Annotated in this window: 13 protein-coding genes; 3 read left to right on the top strand and 10 right to left on the bottom strand. The window is 51.5% G+C overall.

The features are described from left to right. Positions 1–96: 96 nt before the first annotated feature. Together BBD41_RS26705 and BBD41_RS26700 are read left to right on the top strand one after the other, a co-directional pair. Complete coding sequence (locus BBD41_RS26705) at positions 97–444, top strand: helix-turn-helix domain-containing protein (RefSeq protein WP_095399394.1); 348 nt, start codon at positions 97–99, stop codon at positions 442–444. Then, positions 366–1,250, top strand: coding sequence for an IS3 family transposase (locus BBD41_RS26700; protein WP_157929306.1), 885 nt, complete (start codon positions 366–368; stop codon positions 1,248–1,250). Before BBD41_RS26705 ends, BBD41_RS26700 begins: the two co-directional genes overlap by 79 nt. A gap of 125 nt (positions 1,251–1,375) precedes the next feature. On the opposite strand, the gene BBD41_RS26695 is transcribed toward BBD41_RS26700, so the two are convergent. Beyond that, entirely contained in the window at positions 1,376–5,308 is a 3,933-nt protein-coding gene (locus BBD41_RS26695; protein ID WP_077566810.1) for a lamin tail domain-containing metallophosphoesterase family protein, read from the bottom strand. 666 nt (positions 5,309–5,974) lie between these two features. Here BBD41_RS26695 and BBD41_RS26690 point away from each other — a divergent pair. Continuing rightward, a complete protein-coding gene (locus BBD41_RS26690; protein ID WP_099479634.1) occupies positions 5,975–7,144 on the top strand; it encodes a hypothetical protein in 1,170 nt (389 codons plus the stop codon). A 417-nt stretch (positions 7,145–7,561) separates the two neighbouring features. On the opposite strand, the gene BBD41_RS26685 is transcribed toward BBD41_RS26690, so the two are convergent. From BBD41_RS26685 to BBD41_RS26645, 9 genes are all read right to left on the bottom strand, one after another. Then, complete coding sequence (locus BBD41_RS26685) at positions 7,562–8,122, bottom strand: DUF1697 domain-containing protein (RefSeq protein ID WP_077566812.1); 561 nt, start codon at positions 8,120–8,122, stop codon at positions 7,562–7,564. 350 nt (positions 8,123–8,472) lie between these two features. After that, on the bottom strand, positions 8,473–9,873 hold the full coding sequence (locus tag BBD41_RS26680) for a protoporphyrinogen oxidase (RefSeq protein WP_099479632.1): 1,401 nt from the start codon (positions 9,871–9,873) through the stop codon (positions 8,473–8,475). A 470-nt stretch (positions 9,874–10,343) separates the two neighbouring features. After that, complete coding sequence (locus BBD41_RS26675; protein WP_077566814.1) at positions 10,344–11,783, bottom strand: extracellular solute-binding protein; 1,440 nt, start codon at positions 11,781–11,783, stop codon at positions 10,344–10,346. A gap of 89 nt (positions 11,784–11,872) precedes the next feature. Next, a complete protein-coding gene (locus tag BBD41_RS26670) occupies positions 11,873–12,928 on the bottom strand; it encodes an alpha/beta hydrolase family protein (RefSeq protein WP_099479630.1) in 1,056 nt (351 codons plus the stop codon). Then, positions 12,921–14,834, bottom strand: coding sequence for an NHL repeat-containing protein (locus BBD41_RS26665; protein ID WP_099479628.1), 1,914 nt, complete (start codon positions 14,832–14,834; stop codon positions 12,921–12,923). The genes BBD41_RS26670 and BBD41_RS26665 overlap by 8 nt, the downstream gene beginning before the upstream one ends. Beyond that, positions 14,821–16,083: a DegT/DnrJ/EryC1/StrS family aminotransferase gene (locus BBD41_RS26660; RefSeq protein WP_099479626.1), complete on the bottom strand. Its 1,263-nt coding sequence runs from the start codon at positions 16,081–16,083 to the stop codon at positions 14,821–14,823. Before BBD41_RS26660 ends, BBD41_RS26665 begins: the two co-directional genes overlap by 14 nt. 17 nt (positions 16,084–16,100) lie before the next feature. After that, the gene (locus tag BBD41_RS26655; RefSeq protein WP_099479625.1) at positions 16,101–17,819 is read right to left on the bottom strand and encodes a polysaccharide deacetylase family protein; all 1,719 of its coding nucleotides are present in this window, start codon (positions 17,817–17,819) and stop codon (positions 16,101–16,103) included. 121 nt (positions 17,820–17,940) lie between these two features. Next, the gene (locus BBD41_RS26650) at positions 17,941–19,542 is read right to left on the bottom strand and encodes an extracellular solute-binding protein (protein WP_099479623.1); all 1,602 of its coding nucleotides are present in this window, start codon (positions 19,540–19,542) and stop codon (positions 17,941–17,943) included. A 91-nt stretch (positions 19,543–19,633) separates the two neighbouring features. After that, entirely contained in the window at positions 19,634–20,509 is an 876-nt protein-coding gene (locus BBD41_RS26645) for a carbohydrate ABC transporter permease (protein ID WP_007128386.1), read from the bottom strand. Positions 20,510–20,529: the final 20 nt, after the last annotated feature.

The raw sequence follows: 20,529 nt of genomic DNA, 5'->3' as shown, positions 1-20,529 counted from the left end.
CGCATCGCGGATGTGAAAGCTGAAGTGCACCCCTTAGAATAGACATTGGATTAACCCCCTGGTTGATCCGATAAAATTCTAGGGGGTGCATTTTTTATGCCAGCAATTAAAGGTCAGAAGTTTAAGAAGTATTCCTACGAGACAAAGATGGAGGCGATACATCTTCACTTGGTGGAAGGCTGGACTTATCGCAGAATCATGGAGAAGTTTGGGATGACAGACAGACATCGTCTCAAAGACTGGATGAAGAAGTACAAGGAATTCGGCGAGTTTGGACTCATCGATCATCGTGGAAGACGAGACGAATATGTTGACCAAGACAGACAAATGAGCCGGCTGAAACGAGAAAATGAAATGTTAAAAAAGTGCTTGGAAATCTGGATGCAGGAGATGAAACGGAAAGATATATTAGCGTCGAGAAAGCCGCGAAAGAGTATTCAGTGAGCGCTCTTTGTAAGATTTTTGGCGTCTCTAGAAGTGGCTACTATGCTTATCTCAAACGCAAAGGTCAAGATCGGGATCAAATGGACAAGGCACTTGTACAGAAGGTTTACGACCAATACAACGGAGTGTATGGCTACCGTCAGATCCAGTTGTTCTTGCTGCAGGAGCACGGGGTCTGGATGAATCATAAGAAAGTGCTGCGGCTGATGCAAGCACTTGGAATCCGTTCACGAATTCGGCGTAAACATCGATGTAATTACGTTTCTTCAACCGAAGGACGTGTTGCCAAAAACCTGCTAAAGCGCGACTTTAAAGCAGATAGAGCTAACCAAAAATGGGTTACGGACGTCACTCAATTCCGTGTAGGTGAGTCGTGGATCTACCTCTCTGCCGTAAAAGACCTATTTAATAATGAGATTGTAGCCTATCACATGAGTCAGAGAAACGACAATCTGCTGGTGCTGCAGACCTTTGAGAATGCCTTTAACAAGACAAAAAACGTGACTGGACTGATCGTTCACAGCGATCAGGGATTCCAGTACACGTCCTATGCCTACCACGACATGCTGCCAAAGGTTGGCGCCCAAATCAGCATGTCTCGCCGAGGAAATTGTTATGACAATGCCTCGATGGAGAGCTTCTTCTCGCATCTCAAAACGGAAGGGCTCTATCCTTATGATATCCGAAATATGGACGAGGCACAAAGGCGAATTGAAGCCTATATCCATTTTTACAACCAACATCGACCACAACGAAAACTCAATAAACTGCCTCCGGTAGAGTTCCGGAAGCAGTTTGTAGCCTAGGGTCTTTTTTCAATGTCTATTAAATGGGGTCTTGACCAAGCCTCTCTTTTAGTTGCAACGGGTTATTTATTTTTAGGATTCAGGAGTTAAGCTTGGCCGAACAGCGCTTGGATCGTGTCCAATGCCTAACGATCCCTTGGGCCGGCCGCTTCTGCCAGGGAAGACATCTCTTCTTCAATAGAACGTCCTCCTTGTTCGGCAGCTTTGCCCTCATCCGCAGGAGTTCCGGATCCTTCTTCAAGCTCGGCTCCTGCCCCCGCTTCAGCTCCCTTTTCAGCCTCGGCACCTGCTTCAGCTGCTGTCTTAACGGTTAACGGCTCACTCGGCTGTGATTCGATATCCTCGGCATTCACTGCCGTGACGGTAAACTTATACGCCGTTTCCGGAGCAAGTCCGGTTATCTCATATACGCTGTCGGTAACAGTAGCCTTTCGTTCGCCGTCCATGTATACATGATATCGGATGGTCTCATCTTCCGCGCCTTTTACCGGCTCCCATTCAAGCTGAACCGAGGAAGTGGTCACCTTCTGCGCTTTAAGCTTGGATGGAGCGGCAAGCTTGGACGACTCACCGGTAGTTGTGAACGTCCAGACGTCGGAGACGGCTCTGCCGCCAAACTCGTCTTCGGCCACGACATACCAAGAGTACGTTCCATTCGCCTCAAGCCCTTCCCAGCTCTGTGCGACTTCCGCACCGCTTGCTGCTTTTTGAGGGGTGCCGATCACGGCTGCCTTCAGATGATTCACTTGAATGGAATCCGTAGCGACACGCTTTAATTTCGGTTTAAGATCCAGATCAATCGTGAATTCGTCAATGCCCGGCTTCGTATAGTAGTTGTACTTATCCAGGTATGGCGAATACGTGTTCACGATGATTTGATCGCCTTCGGTATCAACATGCAGCAATCGCAAGTAACCCATTCCGCCCTCGGCGTGTCCTTGATAATCCGCAAGCATTTGATATACCGTACGATCCGGCGTGCCGTCGCCGTTATCGTCCAATTCGTTTTTAAGCATGTTTGCGCCCGTGTAGTGTCCGCTCAAGACGGCAACGACATTCGGGTTTGGTACAACAACTTCTTCATACAGCTTGTTGCCGACGGCCGAGCGTGTGCCGTTCGACAGCAGGTAATCGTGGAAGTTGAGGAATGCGATGCGATCCGGATACTCGGCCAGCACCTCATTCATCCATGCAATATCCTCGTCTTCGATGCCCCAACCCATATACATCATGATGAAGTCGTTGCCTTCAACAGAGATAAGATCATAATGACCGCGGTTGTCCTTATAGGAGCCGCCATAGTATGGCTGATCCTTATAGCGGTTCTCTCCGAAATACCGGCTGTATGTCGTATAATCCCAATCATAGCTGCCGACATCATGATTACCAGCCAGGACGCCGTGCGGCAGATCCGCCTGTTCCAGCATGCTCATGTATCCGTCGGCACGTTCCCATTGATACTGGGCTGCCGGATCATTCACGATATCGCCGGTGTGGAACAAATATTTCATATTCATCTCATCGATATTATTTACGATCCAATCGAACTGCTGCTGCTGTATATGCGGGTACAGCTCGGTCAGGAATTGCGTGTCGGACACCCATACGAAGGTATAGTCATAATCGCCGCGGGATGGGATTTCGTCCTGAACGATGATGTCGGCCTTGTTATCCCGGATATAATCGGAGGCTTCCAGCTCCCCGCGCAGGATAAAGTCATCCTCGGATCCAGCGATATGCTTGGTGATCTCCGTCCACTTGCCTTCAGCATGGTTCCAGGCGTACATCGTCACCTTCCGGCCGGCTACCGTGTGCCCTTCCCAGACGACCTCTACTTGATCACCAGGCTCAACCGCATGCTCCAGCTCTACATTAAATCTTAAGTATGGAAACTTGGACGTCGAATCCAACGTGACATACTCGTCATTGGATTTCGAGATCCGTTCAAGCTCTTCCCGGGTTAGCGCTTCCTCGCCTTCCGGATGCCGAACCTTCGGCGGCTCCTCATCGCTGGCATGCTTGGATACGGTAACCCGTCCTTCGCTGAGCGAGTCGTAACGGTATGCCTGGTGGAAAGATACCTTGATCTCATCATCCGTCGGATCGCTCACCTGAACCTTTAACTCCGGCTCTAATCCGTCAATACTCTCCCCATCTGCAGGTGACACGGGAACAGGCGCGTTTGGGTGCTCCTGCGGCGTATGGAAGGTGATGGTCCGTTCCGAACGATTGCCCGCCTTATCGGCAGCCGTAACGACCAATTGATGTGCTCCCGGTTGTAATGCTGCGGAGGAGGCAGCATAAGGAACATCGATCTGCTTACCATCCAGCTCGGCCTGCAGCGTATCCACGCCGGATACGCCGTCATTCGCGGTCACCTCGATCGTAAAGCTTCCCTTATACTCCTTGCCTTCTTCAACACTCGTATGAATGTCAGGCCCTGCATTGTCCACCAGTACCGTTGCTGTTGCCGTTTTCTTTTTGGCTTTCAGCATGACGGTATGAGGTCCGTCCGCTGCCTGTGTCGTATCCCAAGCATACGATACAGCGGTTAATCGGTCAGCCGGAATATCGAAGGTAAAATCGACATAAGGCAGAAACCGGCCGTCATCGCCCAGATCATGTACAAGAGCCGGGTCGCTGTAATTCGGATCACGAAGCTCCGTTCCATCGCTCAGCAGGAGCCGGACATTGCGGGCATTAAAATCGTCCATGTTGCCTGTCGGCTTATCGTCCTCGTAGTATGTCTTGTCATTGTCCCCCGCTCTGAGCGTAATGGTTTGGAGGCCGCCGGACAGCCGCTCCGGCTCAATCGGTACAACGATCGTCTGGTAGCCATCCATATCGGGCTCGGTCCGGTGCAGCACATCCTTGCCGATCGTTACCGTGTTGACGCCATCATCGATACCGTCACCCTCAAAGACAAAATAGGCGGGGAACTCCATTGCAGGCACGCTTTGGACAGGCTTCCCGTCAATATAGAGCTCGAGCTCTTGCCCCGGCACCCGATCCGAGGATCCGCGAATATTGGCCGTTCCGCCAAGCAACTCATTATCTGTTACGTTCAGTCGCTCTTTTGCAGAGCTGCCCGTCAGATCAACCTTATACATTCTGCTCTTCTGTTCTTTGTACGAGTCGGACACTGTAAAGAAGTATTCGAGCTTGTGATGTCCCAGCAGCTCAAGGAACGGGATCGTATACCGGTAACCTTGCTCGCTCTCTTGAAGCTGCACGACCTTGACTTCCTCTTCGCCGTCCACCCGATACGATAGCGACAAGGTGGTTATCGGGTAATTGCTGCTAAGCTCCGCGGCAATGTCCACATTTTCCCCCGGCGACACGACGCTTGTCTCCGTACGATTCACGACGGAGGGAAGCTTGGAATTTTGAACATGCACCGGTTCCGAAGGAACGATGGAATGCTGCAGACTGCCTGGCGTCGCTTTGTGCTCACGATAGGAGATGCGCTGCATCTTGATGCTGCCGTCCTCGGGATATTTATAAAAGATGCCGAGGTCCTCTTCATTCTGAACTTCTCCGTCATTATAGAATGCAGACACCACCGGACGGCCGGTGTTCGTGACAACGACCAGCTCCCTCATACGGGAGTTGGACATGCCTCCGGAGAATATTTTAACGATATCGGTATTTTCCGTCAGATTTGTGCCGTAATTTCGATTAAAATCGTCGACCGTTGCTTGATTGTTCTGACCGTTGATGATCCAGAAGACGAGCGTGCCTCCGGGCTCAATCGTTACCTCATCGGGAATATGGGCCCAAAGGGTATCACTCTCTAAGTAGCGGTACCGAAGCTTGTAATGACTGAAATCGATCACTTGATCCGTGTTGTTGTATACTTCGATAAACTCGTAGCCGTCTGCCGTACCTACATTCGTCGAATCCGGCACGAGCTCCGTGATTAACAGCACCGGCATCCCGCTTGATGGTTGGCCCGGTCTGGCCGAAGCTTGTCCGTAGCCTGAAGCAAACCATCCTGACATCACCAAACTTACGATCAAGAGACATGACAACCAACGATTCCTAACGATCTTTGACATGGAAAACCTCCTAAAATGATGTAGTGAACAATCAATTCAGTTTCCCAATTCTCCAGGTCTCCATGGGATCTCCAAATTTTTAAAGCGCTTACACAATGATTCCCTCGCTTATCACGTGGATTGGATTTGACCGGTTGTTCACCCCGCTTATCAAATCCTAGGCATATCTGAAATTCATCACCTCCCAGATTCATAATTGCATATTTCAGCAGCTATTTAAACAACTTTATGTAAATTTTGATAAATGATCAGAAAGTCTCAGTAACCAACGAACATCCTAGTTCTTTTGAATAGGTCTTCTTCGGAAATCACCCTGAGATTCTGTGAAAAAGGTCTGAACGCTGTACGCGACCCGGTGCTTTTGTATTCATTCACGCTGCAGTTTTTCACTCTATTGTTAAGAGAGTGTTAAAGAAGAGTTGTAGAGATAAGTTTCATAGGAGTTGGGAGATCATCTTAAGTAACCCTATAACCGCCTCGTGAGTCTTTCGCCTTTCGCTCTAAAATAATGGGCTTCTGCTCCTGATGTTCGGCGTCGGGATATAATTCCCTAATGCCACCAAACTTTTGCAATATATAGGTGTTTATATTTATAACTGAATTTCAAAGCTGTTTGTTTTTTTGAAATAAGGTCCGTTCTAAATATATTAGGAGGGTGAAAAATTCGTGAAAAAATCCATTCTGCTTTCCATAGGAATAGTAGCTGCCCTAGGAGCAAGCACGTCCATTTATGCTTATTCCGCCGTCGAGCAAACGCTTGAAACCAATGTACAGGATAGCAGCATATCCGGGACGAAACCGGCTGATCCGGAACATGACGTTATAGAAAATATTTCTCCTGCAAATGAACTTTCTGCACCGCTAACGCCGGTTACTGTAGATATTGAGAATCGCTCGATCGATGACCTGCACATTCCTTTAGATTTGGCAGATCGAGCAATGTCTCTTACCAATCGTATCATCTCCAGCAATCCTATTAAGGAATTAGTATTGGCAACTGCAACGGATTGGGGGACAAATAATGAAAAGCGAGTAATCTATGCTCTTGAAAGCGGGTCGGAAGTTCAGTTTTTTCAAGCAGATCTTTCTCCAAATGTGTCTATTGACTATTTTAAAAATTTGAGCATTTACGATCCGGCTGAAGTGTCCGTCATTGATATCCATGGTTTCCAAGCTGTCATCGAAGATGGAAACCCAAGAAAAACAGTCCACCTTGTAACGAATGAACACGTATATATCGTAGTTTCCGTTTACGAGGATGTGTCTCTTGATTACTTGATTGAAGTAGCGAAACAAATTAAGGTCACAGAAGAGAATACAATACAACAGAAAGTAGAAATTAACGCAACAAACGGTCAAGAAGCAATCGTTTCACCAGATCCGGACGTGCAAGACAACAGGGTTGACCTTTCTCAGCTACCAGAAGGTGTTGAAGTGCGTATTCCTGAATCGTTTAAAGACACTGCTCCTGCAGATATAAGTTCTGCACAGACCAGTGACACTCCTGATATGAAACAACTTACGCCTATCACTGCTCATGAAGTTGGTCCTGGCGAGTTTCATTTCATCACAAGATACCAATCGTTAAATGGTGCTGAGATTGTTGTAAATCAGGTGCCTATCGAGGGGAATACCATTGAAACCATAGGAGATTTCTATAGAGAACCGACTGAAGTTACCGATATCAATGGTGATACCGTTGTTTATGTAGATGGTGAATTTAGAAAAGCCGCACATTTATTGATGAACGATCATCTGTTTAATGTCTCTACTACTACTGGAAATCTTGATGATCTGATGAATGTGCTCAAACAAATTCAAGAGTATCAATCGTGAACTACCGGCCATCGATTCCTATTTCTTCAACTGTGAACCCGTTCCGTATACACGCAAAAAAAGATCCTGCGACAATATGTGCAGGATCTTTATGTGGGAAGCGGTCAATATTCCTTAATTACTATGCAGCTACTTTCCAACTGCTAGGGTGCCTTGCCTGAGAAGTATCGAAGAAACTTCGCTCTTCTTCTCCTTTTACGAGTGTTCATGGCGAATCAACTTCCTTTCGGAATGACATTTCTGTTCTTCCGTCCGTCGATTGACATTTCCACTTCCCACTTGTTATAAATGTACCCGCTCCACCGGGAATGAATCAGACTTTTTCAATTTTTATTGGCTGCCCGACTTGATCTAAAAATTGGAGAGCATCCATGCTTCAGGTCACGCCCAGCGATCAGTTCAAACTCAAGCCATCCATCAAGCCTTCATTGCTGCAGCCAGCTGTGCCAGCTTGTTCGTTGTCTTCCAATTGCGCATCGTAACCGGCACGCTCAGCTTCTGCAGCTGATTGGTCAGCTTCGAATCTCTGGCGCTCTTCCTTAACAGCAAATAAATATTGCTGCCTATACAACGGATCGTTTCTTCCTCGTTCGCAGCGGCAACGAGCTTGTCCACTTCTTCCTGCGAAGGGGCATCCGGCAGCATTCCTACATAGAAGCTGACGAAAGCCGAAGCTTCATCCGCTTCCTGTATCATTGCTTCCGAGAAAGGACAGCTCCGAATGATGTCTTCCATTTCCGCCTCTGTTCGAAAGATGACCGAAATGGAGTAACCGAAGGTCTCGCGGATTCCTTTCTCAAATAATTCCTTCAGCTCGGTCTTGGATTTGGGCGATTCGAACAATACATTACCGCTCTGAATATACGTCTGGACGCGGGACAGACCGAGGCCCGCCAGCATCGCTTTTAAATCGGCCATTTTGATTTTATGGTGTCCGCCGACGTTGATCCCTCTCAACAGTGCAATATAGATGGTCACTTGAAGCACTTCCTTTCGTGCAAGGCTGCAAAACTAGTTCTGTATCGATGCTATTTTCCAGACTTCATTTACTTTAACCATATTATAGATTTTATCCGCTCGATGTACACGCTTCCCCGGATCAGCTAATGTGATGTCCGACCGTTCGATTTCATCGATTATGGTAATAAACGTATCCAGCATCCAAAAGGTTAGCTATGAGGGGAAATTATTAGTCTGACGATAAATTTGAAGTTGAGGCTGAAGCCTTCATTTTAACCAAACCCAACCTCTACTTTCATAAAAAAGCCCCAGCGAACAAATTCTCACTGGGGTGAAGGCGCATGATGCTTGCTTATGTTTAAACCTGTTTAATCTCGCAACGAGTCTTCCACCCGTTCCATAATAAGTCCCGCCGTGCGCTCCCCGTTTGCGATGCAATCCGAGATGCCGACGCCGTAGTACGAGCATCCGGCCAAGAGCACATTCGGGTAATACCGGGCCATCGCTTCCTCCAGCGACTTGACCACATGGCGGTGCTTCAAATGATAGTTCGGCATATTATCCTGCCATTTGGTGACCTCGCATGTAACCGGGCTTGCATTGATCCCTAGACTCCGCCTGATATCATCTAACGCGACCTGTTTCAATTCGTCCTCCGACATCCGGATCAGCTGCTCGTAATAGAGACTGGAGCTCTTATAGAACAGCCGCATCAGCAGGCGCTTATTGCTGGAGGTATGCTCCCATTTCCGGCTCGTCCACGTGCATGCATCGCATTTCAGGTCCGTATCCCGTGCCGTAATAAAACCCGTCCCGTCATAAGGAAGCTCATCATCTTGAATATCAAATCCGAGATAAACGCTAATCAGCGACTTGGTCAGCAATTGATCGAAATTCCCAGCCAGCTTCGGTTCCGGCAGCAGCTCTTTAGCCGACGAGCCCAGCGTAGCCAGGACAACGTAATCCGCATCCAGTCTCTGACCGTCCCCCAACGAAACGGTATAACCGCTCCCATTCCTCTCCAGCTTCGAGGCATTAACGCCTTTAAGAATTTGCGCATCGGAAAGATGGGTTTCCAGTGCGTCAATGATTTCGGAAGCTCCGCTCTTAAAGGAGAGGAACTTCTTGCCGGAGCCTAAGTATTTATGGCGGTTTTCTGCCAGTCCTCCCATAATGCTTCCATAGGTATTCTTGTATTCCAGCAAATACGGAAAGGTTGAAGCGATCGTCAAGTCATGCAGCTCTCCGGAATATACACCCGAGATCACCGGAGCGATCTGGTTTCGAACAAGCTCCTTGCCAAGGAACGCCTCCAAAAACTTACCGAGCGAATCGTCCTTGCCGAAGGTCTCGTTCGGCACGTAATAGTCCTTAAGCGCCTCTACCTTCCCCTCGGCGGACACGAGCTCGCTCTCGGCCAAGGACTTCAGACTCAACGGTATGCCGAACACACTTTCTTCCGGGATCTTCTTCAAGCCCTTATTCGTATAAATAAATGACGTTCCGGTGGCATTGTATACCACTCGATCCGTCAAACCGAGCTCTTCGAGGAGCGGGGCGACATTGGTTTTGCGGGCTACGATGGAATCCGCACCGGTCTCCATAATAAATTCACCGTCATGGACCGTACGGATTTTGCCCCCCAGCGCATCGCCGGCTTCGACCAGCACAAGCTTCATCTCGCGGTCGGCATGCTGCAGCTTTTTCTTCAAATAATATAATGTGGACAGACCGGTAATTCCTCCGCCTATAACTACGGTTGTTGTCACTGAATACACCTCGAACTATGTAAAGTTGAAATCGTACCCCTTGTCTTGCTTTTGTTCCACTTTCCCATTGTATCCAATTCACTAGTATAACATAGGAAATATCGGACGGGCCGCGCCCTTTCCCTCAATTATGTGAACAGATTGCCGGTCCCGATGCCCTTATATCTCCGGAAAATACAAAAACTCCGCGAGTTCACTCGCAGAGCTTTGTAAAGCGGGAAGCGGTTTTCCATCTCACGCAATGTTAAAATTGCCTCTCAAGGTGTTCCTTGGGAACGAATCAGGCGAAGCCTTCCTCATTCCCTGCTCTGTTGTCCATGGGTATCAACATCCTTTCGGTTAGCTGACAATACGTCATGTTATCCGTCTGGTGATGATCAGTTCCACTCCCCACTTAGGATATATATACCCGCTCGATCCGGAATGAAACCATGCTTATCGAATTCGTATTGATGACGTAACTAGGCGATTCATTGTTTAATGGCGGCTGCCGCAAGCCGCTCATTAAACAGGGATTCCATCCGGCTGCAGGTATCCGCAGGCGTCTCCATTCCCGCCCACAGCAGGTTCAGCTCATCAAACAGCAATTCGATTTCGGACTGGGTCAAATGGAGCGTATGCAGCGGATAAGCATGCGGCAGCACATCCAGGTAGCAGTTGTAATGCTCGGGATGGATGGCCGGATCAAGCAATGCATCGTCCTCTGCAACGGATCGAAGCACCGGAATCGTGCATCCGTATTGCTTGATCAGCCGTTGCCCCTCTTCGCCCGTCATATAATCGACCAGCTTCTCGGCTACCTGCCGATGGCTGCTGCGCGCGTTGATCGCAAGCCCCCCGCCGAGCAGCAGCGTGGCAGGCTGCTTGCCTCGCGGAAGCTCCATCACGTCCCATGCGATGGAATGATCGCGAAACTCGTTCATGAAGTAATAGGTTGACATGATCATGGCTACCCGTTCCTTCATGAAGAGTCCCTCCGCCAAATGACTGCTGCCATGCGCGTAGATTGGCGAAACATGCTCCTTATACATCAGGGACAGGCAATACTCCAGTGCTTGAATGTTGTTCTCGTTCGCCATGGTGCTGCGGCTGCGATCGCTCTTCATGATCTGTCCATTATTCTGGAGCAGGAAGACGGGCCAGCGGTTGGACGAGGCGGAGAAGCAGAAGCCGTAATGCTCCACCATCCCGTCCTCATCCGGCGCTTTCGTGCACAGCTTCGCCACGCGGAGCAGATCGTCCCAGCTCTCGAGCGGCTGGTATTCCTTGATCCCGTATTTCTCAAAGATCGACCGGTTAAAGCAAATGACGACCGGCGAGAAGATGAATGGTGCAGCAAGCATCTGCTGCCCCTGCTGGAACAGCGGGAACACCTCCGGGTAGCTGACGCCTTCCTCAAGCAGGTGAGGGGGGATATAGCCGGTCAGAAGCTCGGTGCGCCGGCTCTCTATCCATTCTCTGGAATGCATCTCGGACATCACGAATACATCCGGTCCCTGCTCCTCATCCATTGAATGAATGAGCGTGCGGGTATAATTCTCCTCCGAATACAGCATCAGCTCTACCTTAACGAACGGGTACTTCTTCTCGAAGGATGCAATGATCCGTTTCACGATTTCAATCTCATAAGATGTGGAGAACCAGGCCAGCTTAAGGACGATCGGCGTTCGGTCCTCGTCCGGCAGCTTGACGCGATTGCCCTTGCCGGCAATCTTCTCGATAAGTCCCTCCTGGACAAGCTCATCAAGCGCTTTGCGAATGGAGACCCTGCTCATTTCGTACTTCTGGCTCAATGTGTTCTCCGGTAGAATAAACTCTCCCGGCGCTAGTGTCCCGCTTACGATCTCATTCCTGAGATCCTGTAAGAAACGCTCATAGCGTTCATGAAATTCATTTCTTCTACGTAACAATATATACCGCTCCTATACATGTCTATGAATATCAGTATAACATGCATGAGATAAGGATTCCAATCATTGTCATTTCGGTGGACAGCTCCTTAAATCAGCAAATGAGCGTCAAGAAAACGGTATGCTCTCTCACGTAGATCCGGCGGGAAATCATGACCTTCCGTCCCCAGCCAGCATTCGAAATCGCTCTCGCGGCCCAAACCGCGGTATAACTTCATCAGCTCGGCAAGCCCGTGCGTGTTGTCCAGCCAATTCGGAAAGATCGCATCCCTCATGCCGCACCACATGAACATCGGTACAGGAGCGGCAAGCGCTGCGATCTCATGCCATTCGAACGGCGGGCCCCCTTGCTTCATCACCTCGGTGAGGCCGGCAAAATGCGAGAACCAATCCCGCCGCCCCCATCGGTTCGGATCCGGATCTCCTTGGAACAGGGAGAAGCCGCAGCTGGATGCAACTGCCCGGATCCGCGAATCCATGCCTGCCAGAAACCAGCCGTTGTATCCGCCGAGCGAATGGCCAACAACTCCGATCCGGTCGGAGCGAACCTGCTTCATGGTTGTGAGTACGTCCACGCCCCGGATATGATCGGCCAGCATTTTGCCGACGGCCGACCACGCTGGAAATCGTTTATAGAACGGAGCCGTTTGAAAAGGAGCTTCGCCCTCGTAGATCCGCTCCCCGAATGTAATGGAATCCGGGGCTAGCACGATATAGCCACGGCGTGCAAGCTCCAAACCGTATCTGCGATTGTCTCTTCCCGACGCAAGGGCTACATCCGCCTTCCCGACTTCGGTCGTCGGATGCAGTGCCAGCACGGCCGGCCGCGGGGCGGCAGCGGACACGCCGCGGGGAAGCAGAAGGTACGCATGCACCAGATCCTGGTCCTTGGTTTCATACCGGATATGCTGACAGCAGTGATCCTCTTCTTGCTTCTCGCTTAGTACCGTATATGCGCCCTCACCTAACGCTTCGCTGTCGTACATATCCTCCAGCGGTGCCTCGCCGAGTGTGTGCATCCACACGGACTGAATTTGCCTCCTCTTAGTCTCCCAATCCGATTTCGTCTCCCCCGTGTCCAGCAGTGGAGCAACCCGGTTTATATCGCGAAGCCCTTCATTCGATAATCGCTGAGCTTCATTCATGTCGGCTTGCGCCCTCCTCCCAATGGAATCGCCACAGCTCGGCCCCTGCCGCGTAATAAATATCGTTCCCGATACGGGCCAGCCCGCAGGTAGCCGGCACGGGCAGCGCCGCGACCCGAACAGGAACGTCAAATCCAGCCGTAATCATGAACAGGCTGCGGCTAAGCAGCCCTATAACAATCGGCTTGCCGTCTCGGGAGGACGCCATCATTCCGTTTCGAACGACGGAACCCCACGAGGACAGGTCATGCCGGCTGACAACCTTACCTTGCTTAACATCGAAACGGAACAAGATACTGTCCGAGGTGATTCCGTACACATCTCCCCCATGGCCGGGGCATAATCCCGAAATCTCACGTGCGCCGGCAATCGGAACCCAGGATCCGGTAACGGAACGTGACGCCCAGTCCCATGCATAGAGTACCGCTTCCTTGGACGAGGAGTGCCCCCCGCCCGGTGTCTCGATGCTGGTCCCCCCGATGACAATGCCTTCAGGGAGAACGGCTAGCGACACCGTGCTTTGTTCGGGGATCACTTGCTCATGCCCCAGCATCGTGACGCTTTCTTCATCCACGTTCACGATGCCCAGCCCCCCGCCGACCGCTCCGTAACCAGGAAAGCCGCCGTACAAGACGTGAATGCCATCGTTCAAGGAAACCGCGCAGCGCGGACGATGAACCCGGTTGTCGGCATAGATCAGTCTGGGATTTCTCAAGCTTGGCGAAACCATATCGGTTTCCCGAGAAGCTGGCTGTCTAATCCCCTCCCAATCGCGGGACGTGTCCATTACATGGATCAGGCCGCCGGCATAAGCGGCACCGATGATTTTGGAGCCTTGGGAAGCGTAAGCGGCAATATTGCCTCCGCCCCCCTTCTGAATCATGTCCGAGCCATATTTCATGATTCGGCGGCGGTCCGGTTCATATCGATAAAAATGCAGCGGATGATTGGAGGTGCCGTACAGATTGCCATCCGGTCCGGCGAAGATCGGCGACAGCTCCGCGGCATTGCCTTCATGATGCAGCGGGATTTCCGATCGCGTGCCATCCGCGTGCTGAATGGAGATTCGCATCTCAGACAGCTCCCAGGACAGCAGGCTCCGGCCATTGCTGAGGTCCTGATGAAGCTTTCGGTAACCTTCCCCGCGATACAGCGAAGGAGATACCGAAGCTTCAGGAATTGGACGTTCTTGGCCGTTCTCGATGATGTACCAATTCTCTGCGGCGGCAGCCGACGGATGTGAAGAATTCGGAATCCGGGCATACACCCTTCCGTCTTGCCCCCGGTGTATCTGTGCACTGCCCGGGGCCGCGTTCCCGTTCACCGTAATTGTCTTCACTTCGCTGCTGTCCACATGAACGGCTGCAACCGCTGGAGAGGATGTGCCCAGTCCCGCATAGATCCATCCATCGCTTCCGGCAGCCAGCGTCATCGCATATGTCCGATCGGAATCAAGCCGGGTAACAACCCGGCATTCCTGCATCGCAGCATCCATGCTTAGCAAATAGCTGCCCGGATACGTCGTGGCATAGACTGTCCCGCGTTCATCTTCCGCGAATGCAAAACCCGCGTGCTCCTCACCTGGCGGGACTTCAAACCGTGCTATGTATTCGGCCTTGAAGGGGTCAAGCACATACAAGCACGTTCCGGCTCCCGTACATAACAAGCCGCTCCTCGTGCTCATTGCCGCAAAAGGATACTCCCGGCATAAGTCGGGAAAAGGCAGCTGGCGGCAGCTGCCGTTATCCGGATCCACGATGAGTAAGTAGCCTCTTGCGGCAATGACGATGCGCTCTTCTCCGCTTACGTTTCTGCATACCGCAGCCGACCGAGTTTCGTCGGCGCGGACCGGGTAGCCGAGGGACTCAAAGGGCTTCGTCTCTGAATGCTCACTACTCTTTAACATGGCTGACCCGTCCCTTACTCTGCATGCTGTATGCGCTCGCGACCTTTAAGACGGCCAGCCCGATGTCGCGGATATCCTCATCCGAATAAAACTCACTGATCGGAATTTGCACCGCTGTCTCCAGAGTACTCTCTGCAACGGGGCACAGGCCCTGTTCATAGGAAGTTTCCGTTAGATCAAACGGGAAGCTGCTCCCCAGATAAGCTTGCCGATTCTGAAAGAGCGGCTGCATATAGCACACCTGCGGAATATAGCCTGCCCGGTTCGGAATGCCTTCCGCTTCCAGCGCCTTGCAAAATTGCTCTCTCGTGCAGGACAGCTCGTTCAGCTCCAGTCGAAACATATAAAACCAATACGTGCATTCGTCATCCGGCCGAACCTCGGGAATACGTATTCCCGGCGCGGTGGCCAGCACTTGATTCAAGCGGTCTCCCATCACCTTCCGCCGTTCGCAAATCCACGGAAGCTTGCGGACTTGGGCGATCCCGACAGCCCCTTGAAGCTCGGTCATCCGGTAATTCGGTGCAATGTACTTCGTTCCCCGGTCAAGCTGAGTGCCGAGTCGGCGATAGTTCTTGTCCGCAAAGGCATGCGTGGTCTCATAATCCGCTTCATTCCCTGAATTTACAACCACAATGCCTCCATCGCCGGTTGAAATATGCTTGAAGTCATTGGTGCTGAAACAGCCGTAATCGCCGATGGTTCCCGCCAGCCGTCCCTTATATTTCGTCAAATAGGCCTGGGCGCAGTCTTCAATCACCTTCAGACCGTATCGCTCGGCAATCTCCATGATTGGGTCCATATCGCACGGATTGCCTGCAAGATGAACGACCAGGATCGCCTTCGTCCGCGGCGTGATCCGCAACTCCACCGATTTCGGATCCAGATTGTAGGTGTGCGGCTCCAAATCGGCAAACACCGGGATCGCGTTCTGATACAGGATGCCGATCAAGCTGCCTTGATCCGTGATCGGGCTTGTGATCACTTCATCGCCTACCGAGATGCCGGCCGCTCCAAGCGCAACATGCAGTGCCGCCGTTCCGGATGAAGTCGCAACGCTGTACTTGACTCCATACAATTGATTGAAATCCGTCAGAAACTGTTTGACCTTGTGGCCGAAATGATAAAATAACGTATTTTGCTCAAGAGCCTCAAGGAGCTGCTCTGCTTCCTCCGCACCAAATCGCTTGCCCGAGGCAAACGGCGTGGATTTGGTTTTCGGCCCCCCGTCTAGTGCCAGTGGTTCCATGCTGTCCTTCCCTCCCTTTACCGCGTCCGCTCGGCAGCGCCCTTGATCATTCCGCTCCATTCCGGGCATGGGAGCCCGTAGCGATCGCGCTTCGATTCTTCTTCTACATCTGCATGTGGATGTTGGTAATATCGGATGACGGCTCCTTCCGGCAAATGGCCGGCCTCCAAGGCTCCGCTTGCATCCACAGATAGTCTCACCTTCCGTCTGGCTTGCTCCCAGCTTGTGATTTCCGCACAGGTCCAGAACGTATATCCCAGACTCTTCGCTTGACTGACAACCGCCCGAAAGGCTTCCCTCACACCATCGATATGGTGGATATGCTGCTGGTGAAACAGAAAGTGTGCAACGCCGCGTACGCCTTTGACAGCTTGAAGGAACGGCCCAATGACCGACATGTCCGGAAGCATCGGATGCTCCAGATCCTGCGTCAAAAATCCGATCTGCAGTACATCATACAGCCGGTTGCGTTCTCCAGCCCATGCGATCGGATAGTACGGGTGCGCCGTGCCGAACGGGAAACCGACATTTCCCTTTTTGCTAGGACCGCGGGTTTGATCCGCCTGGATCCCCTCCGCTTCGCACCAACGGTACAATTCTCCCCAGCCTTCAAAGCGGGTGTAATGGTTCTTATTCGATACGATATCCGCTCCGCTTGCCTGCCGTAAATGCTGCAGCTGGCGGGCAAATTCATCCTGGGACCATATGCCGCCCTCCGCTTCAAGCGCATTGAAGTGAAATGCCAGCTCATGCCCCGCAGCGGTGATCATATCGTACGTTTCCCTGGAATATCCGGGTTCGATCATGCACCAAGTGGAGCGGACGCCGCATTCCTTGAGAAGCTCCAGCGTCGTTCTTGCAGCCTCTTCGGAATTGAAGTCGCTGTCATGGGAGATCATCGCAACCTGCTCGATCCCGCGAGGCCAATAGTCCAGAAGCGGGAGGGCAAGTCCGAGTCCTTCTGTTTCCTTCATCAGCTCGTGAACGATCACCTCGCGCCACAGGTCGCCATATGGAATCGAAAAGTAAGGAATATTCGAATCGGACAAGATCCGATCCTTCTTCCAATCGACTTCCATCCCGTCATCCGCCTTCAATATTCCCTCATCGATGCCGCCGGTTCCATCCTCGGCAGGAATACCGTCTTGATACACAGGCCCTCTTCCTTGCTGAAGAAAAACGACCGTGCTCGGAATATCCACATTCCAGCGAATGAGCTTGCCGCTGCCGATCCGAAAGGTCAAGCTCGCTGCACCCAGCTCGCTCCCGGCTTTCCCCAAACGCAGCTTTCCTTGTGCTTCTGCAAGCAGCGATCCAGACTTCTCATGCCTGTTAGACGGTAGCCAAGGCTGGCTGCAAAGTGCCCGGAGGAGCTTTTCTTGAAGGAACGATTCCATCCCTTCAATCTCCGCATACACCGCTTCACGGCAGCCGACCTCGACGCATCCCATCCTGGAAGCCAAACGGTTCAAGCCCCCGTAAGCAATAACGACGGCGCCATCTTGCGCCCACTGCAGCAGTCGGTCCAAATCCTCATCCCGCTCGCCCGCAAGCACGTTCACGATGATATCAGGTCGATATGCATGCAATTGCTCCGCTTGATCGAACAACCGATACGGTATGCCGGCATGTGACAGAATTTCTTCGATATAGAGCTGAAATATATTTTGGCCATGCTTCCAATGATATTCCGCTGCATTGCGGTTTAGCCACAACCCGATTTTTACTGCCTGCATACTCAATGCTGCCTACTCCCTTCTCAGCCTCCCTGGCGATTGAATACGTCTGCCCGCGCCAACCTTTGCGTATGGACAGACGTATTCTCCAAGGACATGCTCTTAACGATTCACCTCGGCTTTATTTGAAAAGCGCTTTTGGGTCTTTCTCCGTAATGCCTGCGTTATATTCCGCGATGATATCGGCTCCGCCCTTGCTCAGATACTCCTGAACAAGCTGATCCCACTCGGATACCGGACGCGTTCCCGCAATCATCTTCACTTGCTCATCCATGACGAATTTCTTAAGCTCGGCTCCCTTGGCATTATCCGTCGCGGATTCCAGGCCGGTGATCGGGTTCGCATACAGCTTGATTTCCTTATACATTGCTTCAATCGATTCAACCAGATCGGACAATTGCTTGGTCTGATAAGTGATCGAGTAGTCGTTGTCGAAATCCTGCGGCGCCCATGCCGTATTGTCCACAAAATAAGTGGATGGCGCGAGTCCGTCAGACGCGAAGTTTTCCTTGTTCACCGGTACGCCGTCTTTCATGTCGTAGCCGACGCCGATTTTTCCGGACCACCAGTCGAAGTCCGCATTGCTCTCGTTCCGGCTGTCTTCCGGGTAGAAGGTGCGGCCGAAATCAATCATCGTAAGAATCCGCTTCAGCTTCTCCGGCTCGGACGCCAGCTTGGCGCTTAGCAGCGTAATGCCGTTAAATCCTGCACCTGAGGTAAGCCCTTGATTACCGTATGCATCCTTGAACGGTCCAAGGCTTACAAACTGTGCGTCCGGATGGATGGCCAGCAGTCCGTCCATGTACTCCTGGGACATACCGCGAGGCGTTCCGATGAAAATGCCGGCCTTGCCCGAATAGAACTCCTTGTTGGTATCCGCCCAATTCAAAATGGCGTAGTCTTTGGTCATCGCCCCTGCTTTATACAGTTCAGACAGCATTGTGATAAATTCCTTCCGGCCGTTGCCGATGATTCCCGGAATATAATTGCCCGCTTCATCCTGATGATACCAGGCATCCGGGTCCCAATACGGCCCTTGGTTGAAGTTCGGGTTAATATCCTGCCCGATGGCCAGGCCGTACGTATCCTTCTTGCCGTTGCCGTCCGGATCGTTATTCGTGAATGCGATCGCGACCTCCTTCAATTGCTCGTAGTTGGTCGGAACCTCAAGCCCCAGCTTATCGAGCCAATCCTTGCGGATGACCGTGACGACCTGGTATTTCGGGGCATACTGCGGAATCGCGTAGATTTTCCCGTCAACCCGCACCGCATCCCATATAAAATCCGGGACCAGCTTCAGCGTCGGATATTCCTGGATATACGGTTCGATGTCAAGGAATGCGCCCTGCTTGGCGAATTTGTTATAGCGGTTCTTTACATCCGCCGACATCAATCCGATCATATCCGGTATTTTGCCTGAGGCGAAGGTGGCGTTGATTTTCTCGTCAAAAGCGGTATTCGGCACAAACGTCGGCTCATACTTGACATTGAATCTCTCATTAATCATCGTCAGCCCTGGGCTGGATGACGGCGGCGGATCCCCATAGCGGTAATCGATTGCCGTAACGGTATAGGTCTGATTCGCTTCGCCTTCGGCAGGTGTCTTTCCTCCTTCCTGCGGCTGTTCCGCACTCTTTGGCCCCGGACTGCTCTGGCCGCAAGCGGCCAGGCTGACCGAGAGAAGTGCAGCCATCACCATGGTAATCATGCGCTTTTTCGACATTTACGTTCCCCCATTTTGTTATGATTTTGGAGCGTGCGCCCCGGTTATAATGATCTCAGTGCCCGCTTTGTTCTTGCAGCAGCCTGAGTTCTCACCCTTTTACAGCGCCAAGCATGACACCCTTGGCAAAATGCTTCTGCAGGAATGGATACACGATCAGAATCGGCAGCGTAGCCATCAGAATCGCCGCCATCTGGATCGTCTCCGGAGGCGGAGGCTGCGCGGCAAACATGTTGTCACCGCCGAGCGTGCCCGTCGTCTCCCCCACCACCACGATCTGCCGAAGCACGACCTGGATGGTCCACTTCGAGGAATCATTGATGTACAGAATCGGAGCAAAGTAGTTGTTCCAATGGGTCACGGCGTAGAACAGACTGAATGCCGCCAGCGCCGGTTTGGACAGCGGAAGGATGATTTTGTAGAAAATCTGCAGATCGTTGGCACCGTCTACAATCCCCGCCTCAATCATTTCGCCAGGTATGTTGAGGAAAAACTGGCGGATCACGATCAGATTGAACGGAGCGATCGCGACTGGCAGAATCAAGGACCAGATCGAATCCAGCAGTCCCGTTGCCTGCACAACCAAATAAGTTGGGATCATCCCTGCCGAGAACAGCAGCGAGAACACCACCATAAACATGACGCTCCGCTGGCCGATAATCGGTCTTGACAAAGCGTAGGCCATCGTGCTGGTAAAGAACAAATTAACCAGCGTCCCAAGCACGGTTACAAGCGAGGTGGTCCATAGCGCCTGACGAAACGTGCGGGAGCTCCAGATGTACTCATACGCATCGGTCGTCCAGTTCGACGGCCATAACAGCAGCCGGCTTCCTAGAAAATCCTCATAGGACGAGAAGGAAACCGAGAATAAATATAGGAACGGAAACAGCATAAGCGCTGAAATCAGCAGCAGCAAACCGATATTCACCGAGTTGAACAAGCGTTCGGCGATGGATTTCTGATTCAAGGATGTCTCTCCTTTCTGTG

This window comes from Paenibacillus ihbetae (genome assembly GCF_002741055.1).
Lineage (GTDB): Bacteria > Bacillota > Bacilli > Paenibacillales > Paenibacillaceae > Paenibacillus_AQ > Paenibacillus_AQ ihbetae.
This window is presented reverse-complemented; position numbering and strand designations above follow the sequence as displayed.